The sequence below is a fragment of the bacterium 336/3 genome, assembly GCA_001281695.1.
In the GTDB taxonomy this organism is placed as follows: Bacteria; Bacteroidota; Bacteroidia; order Cytophagales; family Thermonemataceae; genus Raineya.
This window is the reverse complement of record LJIE01000003.1, coordinates 69,386-85,933: the sequence shown is the minus strand read 5'-3', so window position 1 is coordinate 85,933 and position 16,548 is coordinate 69,386. Positions and strand designations below refer to the sequence as shown.

Here is a 16,548-nt window from a genome sequence, read left to right as displayed (position 1 = left end):
AAAACAATGACAACAAAAAGAGAGATAAAAAGAATAGAAACACTAAGGAAGTATGACATCTTGGATACTCCACCAGATGGAATATACGACCGTATAGTAAAATTAGCAGCAAAGTTATTAAAAGTACCAATTGCTATTGTATCTTTAGTAGATATTGACAGAATTTGGTTTAAGTCAGCATTTGGCTTGAATGTTAAGCAAATACCAAGAGAAGAAGGACTATGTGCATCAGCGATTTTTTCTAAGGATTTTTATATGGTAGAAAATGCTCTAAAAGACCCCAGAACACTTCGAAATTCATTAGTAACAAGTGAATTTGGATTAAGATTTTATGCAGCAGTCCCTTTAACAACCTCTGACGGTTTCAACTTGGGGACGCTTTGCGTTCTTGACAAAAAGCCAAGAATCCTAAATATTACAGAACAACAGATATTAGAAGATTTAGCCCATGTTGTGATTGAGCAGTTAGAATTGCGTCTAATGGCTCGTTTGGTAATAAATTCACAAAATAAAATGGCTTATATGATAACTCACGATGTCCGTAATGCAGTTTGCAACATACCAACTTTAGTAGATATAATAAAAGAGCAAAAAGGAAATCCTGATGAGATAGAACAAGTGTGGGATATGATAAAATGTGCAGCAGATAAAAGCATGCAGGCAGTAGATAGTTTTTTAACGTATGCTAAAAATTTGTCAGTAGATATAATTTATAGATTTGAGCCTTTTGATTTTTCTGAACTTACTAACAGGGTAGTATCAACTAATAAGGTATTAGCATCAAAAAAACAGCAGAAAATAGAAAGTTCAGTAGAAGCGAATATACATGTTAATGGAGATAAAACAAGGTTATTAGAATTGATAGATAATTTTTTAAGTAATGCTATCAAATATTCGCCAAGAGGCAAAAACATTACTGTAATTTTAGAGAAAAAGGGAGAAAAGGTGATTTTAGAAGTAAAAGATAAAGGTCAAGGAATGACGATTGAGGATATGAATAATGCTTTTAAGCGGTTTAGTAAGTTAAGTGCCATACCAACAGGTAATGAAGTGTCTACAGGACTTGGTTTATGGATAGCCAAAGAAATTGCAGAAAGTCACGGAGGAAACGTAAAAGTAAAAAGTAAAGGTAAAGACAAAGGAACAATATTTACGATTGAGTTGCCAATGTTTGAAAATAGAAAGTAGAAATAATAAATAACTACGCCTAACTCTACCTTAATAATGTGCTGTTGAAGCATAGAGAAATTGCCAATCAATATGAGCAGATAGTTTTCTATAAAAGTTCTCTGGAGGAACTAATGACTCCAAGGATACTTGATAAAACTTCTTAGGGTGTAATTCTTGATGTCCTTGCATAAGTGAATATAATGAATATCAAATATTTATACAAGTATTTACATGTTTTTATAAAATTTGTTTTTTTCTATTATATTTGAGTTGTGCAACAAGCACATCGGCTTGGCAATATGGCTGAAGTGCTTCTATGAAACATTTGTGCTAAAAATTCGTCACATCTCCAAGCACTAAACATCAACATTCGTGCTGACAACAGACGACAAATTGCCAACGCTTCGCCAAATAAAAAGAGAAGCAACGCCACCCACTAACCCAAGTTGCTTCACATTTTATTTTGCCCAAACACACTACTCCTTCGTTTGAGCTTTTGAACCATAATTTCCCTTTTCTTTTCCCATTTCGTACAAACAATTTCCCATAGTAATTATTACTTCTCTCTATTAAATTGTAAGGCACAGGACTTTCCTAACCACCCACAATAAATACAAAGTGGAAGTGGGAAAGATATAATTAGTTCCTATAATTCTGTAATACTACTGGTAAATTTTCTATTCATCTTTGTATTATAATAATAAAATCTAAAATAATGTTCCATCATGTAAAAGAATTACAATTCAACGCATAAGTTTCTAAACCCGATGTTCGTTTTGCCAAACTTCTTCTAGAACAATTTGGTGGACCAAATGGAGAATTAAAAGCAGCCATGCAATATTTTGTTCAGGCTTTTGGTTGCCGAAAAGCATACCCTGACAAATATGATATGCTGATGGATATTGCAACCGAAGAATTCAGTCATCTTGAAATTGTTGGTGTAAATAGCGAATTAAAAAATGCAGCAGATGAATCTGACCTAACAAAAATGTTAGACGGGAAATCCACAAAGGAAAATTACATACATGAAGCTATGATTAACCCACACTTCTTTATAGTGAGTGGTGGCACACCTACACTAATAGCGTTGGTAATTTGTGGAGTGCAACATACATAATGGGAATGGGGGATTTAACGGTGACCTTCGTTTAAATATTGGTGCAGAGACCAGTGGTAAAATGGTTTACGAAAACCTGATGAAATTTACTGATGATGTTTTAGTAAAAGAATCATTACGCTATTTAATGATAAGAGAAGTTGCACACTTCCAAATATTTCAAGTGGCATTAGACAGTAATCAGCCAAACTTTCCACTAGGCATTTTGCAAAGCGACCCAAAGTTTAGCAACAAATATTTCAACATGTCAAAAGGCAAAGATTTTAAAGGCGGTTGGAACGAAGGCAAAAGCCCATTATTAAGCGAAGAATGGCAATTCATTGAAGATACAATGGAACATATTATTGAAACAAATGGCTCGCAAAGTGAAAAAGCAGAAGGCACAGATAAATCCGTTCAAAAAAATAATAAGTCATTGAGTGCAGAAGGCAAAGCGGAAGTGGATGAAGCCACTCTACCTGAAAATGGTATAATGAGTTGGAGTGTTTATGAGGATGGTTTAGAAGCAGAAATGAATAGCATAAAACAAACAGTAAAAGTAAAAACGGTAATAAATAATTCTCAAACAATTAAAATCAAAAGAAAATGGATAATTCAAAAACAGCTAGTGGCTCCAACAAAAGCAGCACCAAAAGTAAAAGCAGTTCTAACGGAACTCCAAAAGAAAATTCCAATAATGGAATGCAATCTTCACAACTTATGAAATTGTTTGAAGATGAGTTGAAGGACATTTATTGGGCGGAAAAAGCATTGACAAAAGCAATTCCTAAAATGATTAAGAACGCAACGTCACAGGAATTGATTGATGCACTTACAGCACATCTTGGAGAAACTGAAGAACAAGTTAGTCGTGTTGAACAAGTATTTGAATCAATAGGGAAAAAAGCCGTAGCAAAAAAATGTCAGGCAATGGAAGGTTTAATGAAAGAGGCAGAAGAAATTATGCAAGATTGTGAGGAGGGTGCAATGCGTGATGCAGGAATTATTTCGGCAGGACAAAAAGTGGAGCATTACGAAATTGCATCTTACGGAACACTTCGCCAGTTTGCCGAAACGCTTGGTTTGAATGATGCAGTAGATTTACTGCAAGCAACGCTTGACGAAGAAAAAGCGGCTGACGAAAAATTAAGTGAAGTTGCAGTGAGTGCAATTAATGTTAAAGCTGCAGAAGAAGAAGCATAAATCAAATTTCTATGAACAATATTTTTAAAGGACTAATTGCAGGTTACGGAGCAAAAAAATTAGGTGGTGGTTGTTTAGGCACTATTGTAGTTTTTGTAATAATCTGGGTGCTGCTTGGACAATGTAGCTAAACTTTAAAATCAAAATTTGGAAGTGGTTCGAAAGTAAACAACTCCAAAAGTAAAAACAGTTTAAAGCTACTCAGAGAGGAAATTTCAATAACTTAATGCATCATTCACAACCTATGAATTTATTTGAAGATGAGTTAAAAGACATTTACGTGCTAAAACAGGAGCTAACAAAAAATTAAAAGTAGTTTCAGTGTGACTAATCAATGTTCACGCAGTAGCATAGGAAGAAGAAACAGAAATATCTTCTCAAAGATAACTTTCAACTTCTTAATTTTAGCAGGTTCTTTCTTGGGTAAACCAATGAAGAGCCTGTTTGAATTTAATATCATTCGTATTTCCAAATTAAAATCAAACCAATTCATTTGCAAGCACATTTTATTTTTTCTCATCGCACAAAAGTAATCCCAGAAAAAATTAAAAGAGCTTGCAGGCCATTGCACAGTGACAGTGCAATTTGACAAGACAGACCTTCGACCTAAAAGAACCACTACCCATAACAGCACATTTGCAATAGGCGGGGTTTCGTGCTCCTAAAAAAGTTTGGGGTTCGGACTTGTCCTGAAAAAAGTTTACAAATAAAAATTAAAACTATTATTATAAATTAATATAGAAGTTGTCTAAGGTTATAATACTATAAACAAAGATGCTCAAAAAAGTATACTATTGTAGTGCAAACAAACAAAATTACTTTATGAGCATCTTGAGCAAAGATAGAATAAAAAAGCTAATATTACCTCATTTAAGTGTTGGAAGACGAGGACTAAGTATTTCAGAGAAAAAAAGGGTTGGTATTCTTTCAGCAATTTTATATAGACTAAAAACAGGTTGTCAGTGGAGAGAACTTCCTACAGAACGTTTTTTTGAAGAAAAATATAGTTATCAAAGTGTATTTTATCATTTCAAACGCTGGTGTGAGGATGGTTCATGGGAAAAATTGTGGGTTTATTTGTTGAAGCACTATAAAAAGTATTTGGATATGTCTAGTATTCAGATAGATGGTTCAAAAACAAGAGCCAACAGAGGTGGACAAGCAGTGGGATTTAATCATAAACATTCCAAAGCAAGTACTAATTTAGTATATTTATGTGATAATCAGGGGATATTAATAGCTATTTCAGAACCTGTTAGTGGAAATCATCATGACATGTTTCATTTCTCACAACATTTTAAACAACTGATAGTTTGGCTTGAAAAAGCTGATATTTCCATAGAAGGTTTGTTCTTGAATGCTGATGCTGGATTTGATAATGATATTTGTAGAAAAACTTGTGAAAAGTATCAAATAGAAACTAATATTGATTTTAATAAAAGAAATACACAAAATAATCAACTTTGTCATCATTTTGATGAAGTGCTATATCAAAGAAGATTTGTTATTGAAAGAACTTTTGCTTGGATGGATGCTTTCAAAGCTCTTTTGATTAGATATGAATACCTTGCTAAACATTGGTTCTGTTTTAATATTTTAGCTATGATTGTTATTTTTTCTAGATTCATTAAATGTTAAACAAGTTCATAATCAAAAATTCCCAAGTCAAAACTAAATAAAAATCTTTAGTAAAATAGAGAGGTCTCATACTCTCTATTTGATGTTAGAGTAAAAACAGTATTAAAAAATACTGTTTTTTGTATTTCTAAGAATATATAATGGTAAGAATACTTGTAAGTATGATATACATAAGTTTATCAAGAATAGATGTAAGAACTTATTCCAAAAAGAAGTATAGGTTTGTAAATAATAATTTCACATTTTAAATTTTTAGAAATCATGGCTCTATCAAGTAAAACAAACAAAGATTTCAAAATTACAGGAAACTGGGAAGTATTATCAAAAGAGCTTCAGAAAAAATTTCCACAACTGACAGAAACTGACTTAAAGTTTGAGGCAACAAAAGACGAAGAGTTGTTAAAACGAATAGAAACAAGGCTTGGTAAAAAAAGAGAAGATGTGATAAGTATCCTTACCAAGATGCAAACAGAAGCAAAATAAGAACTCATCATGAATAAACCACAAGACAGCACTAAAAATGCTGTCTTACTTATTACTAAACATTTTCAAGGTTTTTATTTCTTTTCTTTTTGAGTTTTTTGTAGTAAGAGGGAGATAATCCTGTTACTTTTTTGAATTGATTAGACAGATGGGCAACACTGCTATAATGCATTTTATAGGAAATTTCTGTTAGATTGAGTTCATCATACAAAAGAAGTTCTTTGACCTTTTCAATCTTATGTATAATAATGTACTGTTGTATGGTGATGCCTTTCACCTCCGAAAAAATGTTAGCAAGATAAACATAATCATAATCTAATTTTTCACTGATGTACTCAGAGTAATTCATCTTCGGAATTTCATCCAAATAGTGAATCATTTCAATAATTACATTTTTGATTTTTTCAATTAGAATACTTTTTTTGTCTTCCAACAACTCTAAACCATATTTGAGTAGATTTACTTTGAATTGCTCTCGCTGATCAAAAGATATATCCTCAAATATTTCTGCTACTCCTAAATCAACTGAAATGAATTGGAGTCCTAATTTTTCAAGTTCGGATTTTACAACCATCTTGCAACGGAGGCTTACCATATATTTTACATGTAATTTCATGAAGCTAAAAAATAAAACGCTTGAACTATAATACTTGACTTTTTCACAGAAATAGCCTTATTATCAAGGAATAAAATAAGTTTTATTCAATAGTGTTTCAATTTTATAAATGTATGAGTTTTCAAATAAGTCCTTAATCTTCATAACCACTTTTAATGGTGGTAGCAATCATTTTGAACTGCTCCTCAGCATTAAACTGATGTTTTGCATGAGCTAGAATAATAATTCCTTCGCCTAAAGTAAGTGTATAATTTTTGTCCTGAATGGTAATAGAGGCTACTCCATCAATAATTTGAATATAGGTGTCAAAGGGTGAGATTTTTTCTTCCATTTCCTCACCCACATCGAAAGAGACTATAGCAATATTTCCTGTTGTTTTTTTAATAATCGTTCTACTCACTACAGTTTTGGGTAAATACTCAATTAGCTCAATGATAATATGTGCTTTGGATTTTTCGATATCAGTATTATTATTGATTTTACTCATAGAAATATGAAAATGAAGTATTTGTATGAAAAATATTAAAAAATTTCTGACACTGCAATTTGGGAGTATTTCATTTCTCATGTATTACATAAATAAATTTAAATGTTTTATAAGTCATACCTTTAGTTCAATTTCTCATTTCCTATAAAATCCTTCTCTAATTGCTGAAAACAAATGAATTATATAATTATTGTTGAGAATAGTGTAATACTTATCACAGTCAAACAATCTACCTTTGTGATATTGTAGAAATCTATTTACAATATTTAATGTATCAACCATGAAAAATAACGAGGAATTACAAAGAAGAGTAACCAATGCTATTAAATGGGAGCCTCTCTTAAGTTCATCAGAGATTGAAGTTACAGTTGAAGATAGCATTGTATCATTATTAGGAGTAGTTGATAGTTATGCTAAAAAAATAGAAGCAGAGAATGCAGCAAAGAGAGTTAATGGGGTAAGGGCTGTGGTGCAGAAAATCCAAGTAAAATTACCTGATTCTTGGATCAAAACCAATCTTGAAATTGCAGGTCAAGCTTTGAATGCTTTAAAAACTAACTGGTCTGTACCTGATGAAAAAATAGTTATCAAAGTGGAAGATGGCTGGATTACACTAGAGGGAGAATTGCCTTGGAACTACCAAAAAGAAGCTGCTAAAAATGCACTTAACTATCTTAAAGGTATTAGGGGGGTATTCAACAACATCCAAATCAAACCTGAAATCCATGATAATATTGAACAAAAAGATGTTGAGAACGCTCTAAATCTAAGTTGGTCCATTGACGATACTAGTATTTATGTAAAGGTATCAGGTACAACAGTAGTACTTACAGGAACTGTGAATTCATGGTATCAAAAAGAAGAAGCAGAACGCATTGCTTGGAATACACCTGACATACGACATATAAACAATGACCTATCTATTGATTCTATTTGCTTGATAGCAGATGAATAATCAAGTATCCGCTAATTTTATCTATTTGATTGTATGTAAATTAAAACCTCTTATTTTTTCAAAAAACTCAAAACTATTTAACCTATTTAAATTATGAAAAATAAAATTATAATATCAGTTAAAATATTCATTCTATTGTTATTTATTACAACAAATGTCAATGCCCAGGAACTACAACCAGTATATAGTGTAAACTTAAATCTATATGCAGGAACTTGGTACGAAATAGCATCTTTTCCAAAAAGATTTCAAAAGAACTGTGAATATACAACAGCAAACTATACAATTACTAGCAAAGGATATATGCTAGTAGAGAACAGGTGTACAAAAAATAAAAAATTATTCTATATCAAAGGAAAAGCTTTTAGCAAGAAGAACTCAGGTAATGCAAAATTGAAAGTTCAGTTCCTTTGGCCCTTTAGAACAAAATATTGGATTATTGATTTAGCTCAAGACTATAGTTATGCAGTAGTCAGTCACCCCAACAAAAAAAGCTTATGGATACTTTCAAGAACCTCTACAATTAATGAAGAAGTTTATCAGGAAATTCTTTCTCAACTAAAAGAAAAAGGTTTTGATATAAATAAATTAAAGAAAACTAAACAAATTTAAAAATAAAGCAATGAAAACAGTTTTAATTGGAGCAGGAGTATTGATTGGTATATTCGTTATTTTTCAAATTTACCTCATCATTATTACCAATCCATCTGAAAGTTACAATTTAGTTAAATCTAAAGAAACGTTTGAAATACGATATTATCCATTAATAACTACAGCAGTAATTAGCTCTTCCACAAAATCTTATAAAGATTTAGGCAGTATAGGCTTTAGCAAACTTGCCAATTATATATCTGGAGCAAATAAAGAAAATGTACACATAGCTATGAATGCTCCTATTTATATGGATATAGGAGAATCAACATCAACCATGAGTTTTATAATGCCTACTAAATATACTAAAGAAGATATACCTACACCCAATGATACAAACATTGTCATCAAAGTAACTGCTGGAGAACATGTGGCAGCCATCAGATTTGCGGGTTTTGCCTCTGATGAAAAAATTAGACAGAAAATTAAAATCTTCAAAAACATCCTACAAAAGCAAGGTTATAGTTATTATGGTAATTTTCGTTTTTTAAGTTATAATCGACCCTATCAGTTATTTAACAGAAGGAATGAGATTATTGTATCAGTAGGAAGTTGGAATTAGAAACAATGAATCACATAAAATCATGAAAACTGAAATATGTATAACCAACACCAATCACCAAATTGTTGCCCAAGAGTTATCAAAAATTTTAGCAGATGAAAACTAAAAATGCTCATTGAAATATTGAAGGGACCGATTTCTACGATAAACACAAACTTTTTGAAATACAATTCCAAGAATTAGATGGCTTTATTGATAAAGTTGCTGAACGTATTCGTTCAATAGGACATTATGCCCCAGCAACTTTAAAATCATTTTTAGCTTTAACATATTTAACAGAACAAAACAAATAAATTAATAGTAGTGAAGGCTTTATAAAAGCTTTGCTAACAAACCATGAAAGTATTATTATTTATTTAAGTAAGAATATTAAACGTTTTACAGAAGAATTTCATGATTTAGGAACAAGTTTAATGGAGAAGCATGAAAAAATGGCTTGGATATTATTTACGTTCACATCTCACATAATAATGACCCTTTAAACTTCAATAGTATCAAAAATTATTATATCAAGCCTTTATGATAAATGAATTATATAACTTTTTTTAAAAATTGCGTAAGGCTTTAGAAGGCTATAAAATGTAACTTTATATGTTGTAAAAATGTATTCACAATCTCATATCATACTACTATGAAAAAATACGCTCCATTATTCATATATGGTTTCATGATTATTTCTGCAGGATTATTGATGATATTTTTAAGAAATAGTTTACTCATGTCTTTAAAATTAACATTAGGAATTATTTTAGCCATTGGGGCTGTTTTTGCTTTTGTTACAGCTCTCTCACGTAGAAAAAAGCTTGTTCAATTTGCATATCATGAAATGCATGCCATAGCAATGATAAGTTATTCAATTGCTATCTTGTTTTTTTGTCAAACTTTTGAAACATTAAACTATTATACCACATTTTTATTCATTTTTTATGCTTTTTCAGAAATACTATTTTGTAATTGGATATTTAACTTAGGTCAAAATATCATTTACAAAATAGTACTTGTAAGAGTCATGATAGCATTATTTACAGGTATAGGCACAGTAGTTGTTACATCTTATGCCAATACAAACCAAGAAATGATTTATATAGGTCATGGTGTCATTTTCATCATTCTTGGAATTAATATACTGCTCTATACTCCTATAATGAAAAATATAGATGAATTAAAAAGCACACCTATTTCAATATAAATTAGGTTGACACAACATTTCTCTAAAAAAATTATGTAAGCTGAGGCTCTTTCAAGCTCAAAAACTTTACTTCAAGAAATTGTACAATTTATGGTATAGGCAAGTATACTCTAAAACCCAAACAATAATTAACTAAAATGACATTTCAATAACCAAAACTCCACAAATGAAAATCAAATACCCGATAGCAGATCCTCATGCCTTTTCAGTAGAAGAAATTTTGCTTGCATTTCAAACAGACCCTATAGCGGGGCTAAACCAAACTGAAGCACAAAAACGAACTGCAGAGTTCGGATCTAATATTTATCATACTCAAAAACAAAAAAGCATTTTTATGATGATGCTTCTACAATTCAGAAGCCCTATCGTTTATTTGTTGTTCTTTGCAGTGGTAGTAACATTTTACTTTCAAAATGTCATCGAAGCCATTGCCATTTTGGTGGTCATTTTTATAAATGCACTTATTGGTTTTCTAATGGAGTTGCAAGCACGCAATTCGATGAATGCTCTAAAAGAAATGGATGTGGTACTTTCAAAAGCGATTCGCAATGGAAAAATTCAGGAGATACCCTCTGAAAAGATTGTTCCTGGAGATATTATATTTTTGGAAGCTGGGGACGTGATTTCAGGAGATGCACATCTGATAGAATCCAATCAGTTGCAATGCGATGAATCTTCCCTTACAGGAGAATCACTTCCTTCAGAAAAGAATACAGAAAAACTCCCAAAAGACACTGCTCTTGGAGATCAATTCAACATGATTTTTAAAGGCACTTCGGTGATAAATGGCAACGGAAAAGCAGTCATTACTGGCATTGCTCAACATACGCAATTGGGTACAATCACATCATTAGTAGAAAATTCAGAAGAAAAAGAAACACCACTTGATAAAAAAATCCGAGTTCTAAGTAAAAAACTGATATGGATAACCTTGAGTATGACAACCATTTTTGCCATTACTGGATTTATTCAAGGCAAAGACTTGCTATTAATTTTAGAAACCTCAATTGCTTTAGCAGTAGCTGCTTTCCCAGAAGGACTTCCCATTGTGGCTACTGTGGCGTTGTCTTATGGGATGCTTTTGATGGCCAAACGAAATGCTATTGTTAAAAAATTATCGGCAGTAGAAACATTAGGCAGTACCAATGTGATTTTGACTGATAAAACTGGTACCTTAACAGAGAACAAAATATATGTGGATACGCTTTCGTTTCCTGAAGAAACAGTAAAAGCTAATATCAAAGATAATGCCCTGAATTTTGAGAAAGGAAATATTGAAAAAAGCGAAGTGGCATTTCAAAAATTGAGATTAATTGGTGCTTTATGCAACAATGCTTCCCTAAAAAGTGGCAATGACACAACAGCATTGATAGGTGACCCAATAGAAATTGCATTGGTTCACCTGACAAATGCATCAGGTGCATCTTCCGAAGAACTAAAACTACAATATGAAAGGATTGGCGAGGTGCCTTTTAGTTCAGATACCAAAATAATGGCTACCTTCCACAAAAGCCCAAGTGGTAATTTTGTAGCAGCCAAAGGCTCAGTGGAGCAATTATTGGAAAAATGCAACAAGTTGCAAACAGGAACAACCATTAAAGAACTTAGTGATGAAGAGAGAAAAAAAATAGTATCAGATTCAGAAAAAATGGCCATGGATGGTCTTCGCGTATTGGCATTTGCCTTTCGTGAAGAAGCTGAAATTAACAAAGACGATTATTTGAATTCATTAATCTATGTAGCTATGATTGGTTTCTTAGATCCACCTCGATTAGATATTAAAGATGCTATGCTTACTTGCAGAAAGGCTGGTATCAAAATTGTAATGATTACGGGCGACCATCCTCTAACCGCTCTTAATATTGCTAAAAAAGTAGGATTGGTAGATGAAGGGGAACAAAATGCAATTACAGGAATCGAAATGCCTGCTATGGAGTCACTTTCGGATGAATGGAATAAAAAAATACTTTCAACAGCAGTATTTGCTCGTACCACTCCTAAACAAAAATTAGAAATTGTAGATATTTATCAAAAAGCTGGCAATATTGTAGCTATGACTGGTGATGGTGTAAATGATGCACCTGCACTTAAAAAAGCAGATATTGGTATTACTATGGGAATGAGAGGTACTCAAGTAGCCAAAGAGACTGCAAGTATTGTGTTAAAGGATGATTCGTTTACATCCATTGCACAAGCAGTAGCTCATGGAAGGGAGATATTTCAGAATATACAAAAATTCGTGATATACCTCGTTTCCTGCAATTTAAGTGAAATATTCATTGTGACCACTTTGGGTTTTCTTGCCCCTGCTTCTGTTTTACTTCCATTACAAATCTTGTTTTTAAACATGGTAACGGACATATTTCCAGCATTGGCTCTTGGCTTAGGCAAAGGCGATAAAACCGTAATGGACAGACCACCAAGAGATCCAAAAAATCTAATTGTATCAAATAAAAATTGGATTACGATTTCTCTCTATGCTACTACCATAACCATTGGTGTAATTATAGCTATCGTTTATTGCAAACAGGTAATTTCTAATGATGCCAAAATTGCAAACAACGTGGCTTTTATCACACTTGCATTTGCACAACTTTTTCATGTTTTCAATATGTCATCAGCACATACAAGTTTTTTTGTGAATGACATAACTAAAAACAAATTTGTATGGATAGCCCTTTTAATGTGCACCACTTTTATGGTGTTAGTTTATGCTATACCTCAAATGCGTTTAGTGTTAGGTTTGGAAGTTCTTTCTGCTAGAGTTTGGCTGGTATCCATTTTAGCTGGACTGATTCCGTTGGTATTAGTTCAGGTATATAAAATTATTCGATTTTCTAAACACTAGTAAGAACGAAAGTCAATAAGCTTAAAAAAATATTTTTTCAAAAACCCATATTTAGAGAATTTTCTGACTTTTTTATTTTTCTTTTTATCAGCAATGACATCTTTTTTCTTTACGTTTAGGTAATAAGCCTTCTATACCTTTTGATCCATAGGCTTTTCGCCACTTGATAATCAATGATTCACTACAAATATCAAACTTTATATATAGGCTGAACGCAAAGATAGACTTTCTTACTCCATTACTGATAATACTTTCAATTTAAAGGCTTTATTATCATGACGATTTTTTCTAGCCTTTAGACCTCTCCATTGTTTGTAAAAACCTATCCACAAGCGAAAATTGGAATATACTACCTTTTTTTCAGTGAACCTGCTTTTGATAATATCCATTTTACGCAAGATAGTTTGAATTTAAAATTTGTTTCGTTTTTTCAGAAAATGCCCCCAATTAGTGTCTAACTTTTTTGGGACTGTCCATTTCATCACTACTTTTTTGTGTTCTATGATTCTATTATACTAAGGCAATGACCAATACTTTTCCTTATCCCAAAAGTGTAAATCTTGTAATTCTTTTGAAATATTGTGTAACAGACACGTTAACAAATAGTCGCACTTTTGTATCATACAAAATATACTAAATCAAATGAGGAATAATAAACTTAAAGTGTATAATCATTTATACTTATAACTGTAATCATTAGCACATCATCATGTATGAACAATACCCCAAAAATACAAAAGATGCTGTATAAGAATACAATGAAGCAAAACTTGATAAAAGCGAAAATGAAAAAGATGCATAGTTTTTTGTCAACGCTACGGAAATTAACATGAAAGAAGTTAGTTTAGGACACTAGCAGAACAAAAAATATATCACTTCCAACATCGCAAACCGAAAACGGAAAAGATGCTTACAAAAAGCTAAACGAAAAATCAGTCAACGATTTTGGAAAAGAATATAGTAGCATGTGAACAGACATAGAAAAGCTATTGAACTTTTTTGAAAAAGCATTTACAAATTGCACAGACCTGACATCTGAGCATTGGCAACCGCAATACTTCCAGCACTAAGAACACATCTTAACCAATCATTATTGTGTCAAAAACAATGTGAGAAAATGTAATTATCATTAAATAAAAAGCAAAATGAGCAACACTGAAAATTTGAATAACAAAGAAGCCATTGACAAACTAAAAAGTCTGGTAAATGATATAATGGTTTGCCTTTTTTGTACCGACTTAAAAACAGACGATGGCTCTACATGCCGACCTATGAATGCAATAAAAGTTTGCGATAAAGGAAACATTTTGTTTTTCAGTGAAAAGAGCAGCGATAAAAACAAAGCCATTGCAACAGATAAAGATGTGCAACTCTTTTTTTCGCATCCAGGAAAAAGTACCTATTTAGTTTTAAATGGAGAAGCAGAAATAATTTTAGACAAAATGATAATTGAAGAACTCTGGACACCTCTTGCAAAAATTTGGTTTAAAAAAGGTAAAGACGACCCGAATATTTCTATCATCAAAGTAACACCAACCACTGCTTATTATTGGGATAATGATGGCAACAGAATGATTAATTTTCTAAAAATGGTTGCCTCAGTTGTTACAGGAACAAATTTAATCACAGACAAAGAAGGTGCAATAACTATTTAAAAATAATCTACTTAAAAAGAAACCCAACATGAGTTTTATAAAATCAAAATCATCAACTACCAATAACTCCGTAAACATTTTTTATCAGGAGTATGGCAAAGGTAAGCCCATAATATTTATTCATGGTTGGCCTCTTAACCACGAAATGTGGGAATACCAGTTAGCAGAACTTCCAAAACATGACCTTCGTTGTATTGCTTACGACCGCAGAGGGTTTGGCAAATCAGATAGACCTTGGGAGAGTTACGATTACAATACACTTGCTGATGATTTGAATGAATTAATTACTCAACTAAATTTATCAGAAGTAACACTTGTTGGCTTTTCAATGGGTGGTGGAGAAATTGCCAGCTATATTGGAAAATATGGCACTGATAAAATTGAGAAAGTTGCTTTTATTAGCTCTGTAACACCATTCAGACTAAAAACAGAAGACAATCCTGATGGAACAGAAAAAGAAATATTTGATGATACAATAGAGAAAATTTCGGCAGACCGTCCAGCTTTTATTGCTGAATTTGGTAAGAAGTTTTACGGTTTAACAATGCAAAATCAAACTGTAAGCCAACCATTATTGGAATGGAATCAGATGTTATGCTTAATGAGTTCTTCAAAAGCAACAGTTGATTGTGTGCGTTCTTTTTCCGAAACTGATTTTAGAAGTGATTTGACAAAAATAAACATTCCAGTTTTAATTATTCATGGTGATGCTGATGACATTGTCCCAATAAATGTATCAGGAGACAAAACAGCGGCTCTTATCCCACATGCCAAATACATTGTCTATAAAAATGCTCCACATGGATTATTTATCACTGAAAAAGAAAAACTAAATGCTGACTTACTAAATTTTATTTCAGCAGAGGATTCAGCTTATCAATCAATAGAACAAAAAAAATAAATTAAAAATTAAATAATCAAACAAAATGGAAAAAGAAAAAACAATTGAAGTGTTAAACACACTCATCACTATCAACAACGATAGAATTGAAGGTTATGAAACAGCAACGAAAGAAACTGAAGAGCAAGATTTAAAAACCTTATTTGCACAGTTCTCTGCTACCAGCCTAAAATGCAAAACAGAATTAAAAATTGAAGTGAGCAAACTAGGTGGCACATCTGCTGAAGGCACAACGACATCAGGAAAATTCTTTCGTGTATGGATGGATGTAAAAGCTGCACTCACAGGCAAAGACCGTAAAGCTATTCTCAACTCTTGCGAATATGGTGAAGACATGGCAAAAGACACTTATGAAAAAGCATTGAAAAACGATGCAGAAAATTTAAGTGCTGAACAACAAACCATGATTAAAGAACAGCACACTTTGCTTGTAGCAGACCACGACAGAGTAAAATCTATGCGTGATGCTTTGGTAACAGTATAAAAACACCATGCTACAGCATTTATAGGATTTGCTATTAAACATAGTTGATTTCAAAAGCAGTAGGTGAAATTAAAGATTTTATAGAAACTGTAATGGCAAAAGTAAAAGCACTAATTGATAAAACAGATAAACTGAATTATCTTTTAGTGCTTGAAACTTCGGTAAAAAACTTCACCATTGGAGCGTGGATGAAAGATGGTATTTCTAAACATTTAGGGAAATTTTCGAGCATATATATACATAACACTTATATTTAATACTTTATATTAAATAAATGCTTCAATTAAGACTAATCTATTCTTTGATATCAAAATTTATAGTATTCTAGAATTCAAAATCTGGATAATAATCTATGAAATAGTAATTCTTCTTGCCATTTAAAGAGTTCTAAAATTTTTGACACTAAACCAGACACAATATGCTGATATTTTAAAATTAAATGTTTCATTATCAGTGTATTGTGTTTTTTGATACTGGAGTGGAGGAGACTCGAACTTTGACTTTTTACCTTTAAGAGTATTCATTAAAACTCTTATATTCTTTTCTTGGTCAATATAAAACTGCAAAAATTTTGAGATTACCAACTCAAAAAGTGATTACCCATATTGTT

General features: G+C 31.9%; 16 protein-coding genes and 1 pseudogene. 14 read left to right on the top strand and 3 right to left on the bottom strand.

Annotated elements, in window-relative coordinates:
* The first annotated feature begins 6 nt into the window (after positions 1-6).
* The 5 genes and pseudogenes from AD998_20465 (at position 7) to AD998_20445 (ending at position 5,590) form a co-directional block, all read left to right on the top strand.
* Positions 7-1,188: a hypothetical protein gene (locus AD998_20465; GenBank protein ID KOY84565.1), complete on the top strand. Its 1,182-nt coding sequence runs from the start codon at positions 7-9 to the stop codon at positions 1,186-1,188.
* A 697-nt stretch (positions 1,189-1,885) separates the two neighbouring features.
* Positions 1,886-2,783: pseudogene (locus AD998_20460) on the top strand (manganese catalase).
* Between the two features lie 89 nt (positions 2,784-2,872).
* Entirely contained in the window at positions 2,873-3,469 is a 597-nt protein-coding gene (locus tag AD998_20455; GenBank protein ID KOY84564.1) for a hypothetical protein, read from the top strand.
* Positions 3,470-4,291: 822 nt separating this feature from the next.
* Positions 4,292-5,107 carry a transposase gene (locus AD998_20450; GenBank protein KOY84591.1) on the top strand — a complete coding sequence of 272 codons (816 nt, stop codon included), beginning with the start codon at positions 4,292-4,294 and terminating at the stop codon, positions 5,105-5,107.
* 261 nt (positions 5,108-5,368) lie between these two features.
* The gene (locus tag AD998_20445; protein KOY84563.1) at positions 5,369-5,590 is read left to right on the top strand and encodes a hypothetical protein; all 222 of its coding nucleotides are present in this window, start codon (positions 5,369-5,371) and stop codon (positions 5,588-5,590) included.
* Between the two features lie 55 nt (positions 5,591-5,645).
* Here the strand turns inward: AD998_20445 and AD998_20440 are convergent, their stop codons facing one another.
* Both AD998_20440 and AD998_20435 read right to left on the bottom strand, forming a co-directional pair.
* Positions 5,646-6,206, bottom strand: coding sequence for an AraC family transcriptional regulator (locus AD998_20440; protein KOY84562.1), 561 nt, complete (start codon positions 6,204-6,206; stop codon positions 5,646-5,648).
* 133 nt (positions 6,207-6,339) lie between these two features.
* The gene (locus tag AD998_20435; protein ID KOY84590.1) at positions 6,340-6,693 is read right to left on the bottom strand and encodes a cupin; all 354 of its coding nucleotides are present in this window, start codon (positions 6,691-6,693) and stop codon (positions 6,340-6,342) included.
* 280 nt (positions 6,694-6,973) lie between these two features.
* Between AD998_20435 and AD998_20430 the strand changes: the two genes are divergently transcribed.
* From AD998_20430 to AD998_20390, 9 genes are all read left to right on the top strand, one after another.
* A complete protein-coding gene (locus AD998_20430) occupies positions 6,974-7,648 on the top strand; it encodes an ornithine aminotransferase (protein ID KOY84561.1) in 675 nt (224 codons plus the stop codon).
* Between the two features lie 129 nt (positions 7,649-7,777).
* Entirely contained in the window at positions 7,778-8,260 is a 483-nt protein-coding gene (locus AD998_20425) for a hypothetical protein (protein KOY84589.1), read from the top strand.
* A 10-nt stretch (positions 8,261-8,270) separates the two neighbouring features.
* Complete coding sequence (locus AD998_20420; GenBank protein KOY84560.1) at positions 8,271-8,861, top strand: hypothetical protein; 591 nt, start codon at positions 8,271-8,273, stop codon at positions 8,859-8,861.
* Between the two features lie 631 nt (positions 8,862-9,492).
* Positions 9,493-10,050, top strand: a complete 558-nt coding sequence (locus AD998_20415) for a hypothetical protein (GenBank protein ID KOY84559.1) — start codon at positions 9,493-9,495, stop codon at positions 10,048-10,050.
* Positions 10,051-10,216: 166 nt separating this feature from the next.
* Positions 10,217-12,898, top strand: coding sequence for an ATPase (locus AD998_20410; protein KOY84558.1), 2,682 nt, complete (start codon positions 10,217-10,219; stop codon positions 12,896-12,898).
* Between the two features lie 1,145 nt (positions 12,899-14,043).
* On the top strand, positions 14,044-14,553 hold the full coding sequence (locus AD998_20405) for a hypothetical protein (protein KOY84557.1): 510 nt from the start codon (positions 14,044-14,046) through the stop codon (positions 14,551-14,553).
* A gap of 28 nt (positions 14,554-14,581) precedes the next feature.
* The gene (locus AD998_20400; protein ID KOY84556.1) at positions 14,582-15,454 is read left to right on the top strand and encodes an arylesterase; all 873 of its coding nucleotides are present in this window, start codon (positions 14,582-14,584) and stop codon (positions 15,452-15,454) included.
* A gap of 25 nt (positions 15,455-15,479) precedes the next feature.
* Positions 15,480-15,938, top strand: coding sequence for a hypothetical protein (locus AD998_20395; GenBank protein ID KOY84555.1), 459 nt, complete (start codon positions 15,480-15,482; stop codon positions 15,936-15,938).
* A 44-nt stretch (positions 15,939-15,982) separates the two neighbouring features.
* Positions 15,983-16,195, top strand: coding sequence for a hypothetical protein (locus tag AD998_20390; protein ID KOY84554.1), 213 nt, complete (start codon positions 15,983-15,985; stop codon positions 16,193-16,195).
* 120 nt (positions 16,196-16,315) lie between these two features.
* Here the strand turns inward: AD998_20390 and AD998_20385 are convergent, their stop codons facing one another.
* The gene (locus AD998_20385) at positions 16,316-16,504 is read right to left on the bottom strand and encodes a hypothetical protein (protein KOY84553.1); all 189 of its coding nucleotides are present in this window, start codon (positions 16,502-16,504) and stop codon (positions 16,316-16,318) included.
* Positions 16,505-16,548 lie beyond the last annotated feature (44 nt).

Bases quoted from the DNA above. Each gene is read 5' to 3' on its own strand.
- AD998_20465 (KOY84565.1), top strand. From the start codon at position 7: ATGACAACAAAAAGAGAGATAAAAAGAATAGAAACACTAAGGAAGTAT.
- AD998_20455 (KOY84564.1), top strand. From the start codon at position 2,873: ATGGATAATTCAAAAACAGCTAGTGGCTCCAACAAAAGCAGCACCAAA.
- AD998_20450 (KOY84591.1), top strand. From the start codon at position 4,292: ATGAGCATCTTGAGCAAAGATAGAATAAAAAAGCTAATATTACCTCAT.
- AD998_20445 (KOY84563.1), top strand. From the start codon at position 5,369: ATGGCTCTATCAAGTAAAACAAACAAAGATTTCAAAATTACAGGAAAC.
- AD998_20440 (KOY84562.1), bottom strand. From the start codon at position 6,206: ATGAAATTACATGTAAAATATATGGTAAGCCTCCGTTGCAAGATGGTT.
- AD998_20435 (KOY84590.1), bottom strand. From the start codon at position 6,693: ATGAGTAAAATCAATAATAATACTGATATCGAAAAATCCAAAGCACAT.
- AD998_20430 (KOY84561.1), top strand. From the start codon at position 6,974: ATGAAAAATAACGAGGAATTACAAAGAAGAGTAACCAATGCTATTAAA.
- AD998_20420 (KOY84560.1), top strand. From the start codon at position 8,271: ATGAAAACAGTTTTAATTGGAGCAGGAGTATTGATTGGTATATTCGTT.
- AD998_20415 (KOY84559.1), top strand. From the start codon at position 9,493: ATGAAAAAATACGCTCCATTATTCATATATGGTTTCATGATTATTTCT.
- AD998_20410 (KOY84558.1), top strand. From the start codon at position 10,217: ATGAAAATCAAATACCCGATAGCAGATCCTCATGCCTTTTCAGTAGAA.
- AD998_20405 (KOY84557.1), top strand. From the start codon at position 14,044: ATGAGCAACACTGAAAATTTGAATAACAAAGAAGCCATTGACAAACTA.
- AD998_20400 (KOY84556.1), top strand. From the start codon at position 14,582: ATGAGTTTTATAAAATCAAAATCATCAACTACCAATAACTCCGTAAAC.
- AD998_20395 (KOY84555.1), top strand. From the start codon at position 15,480: ATGGAAAAAGAAAAAACAATTGAAGTGTTAAACACACTCATCACTATC.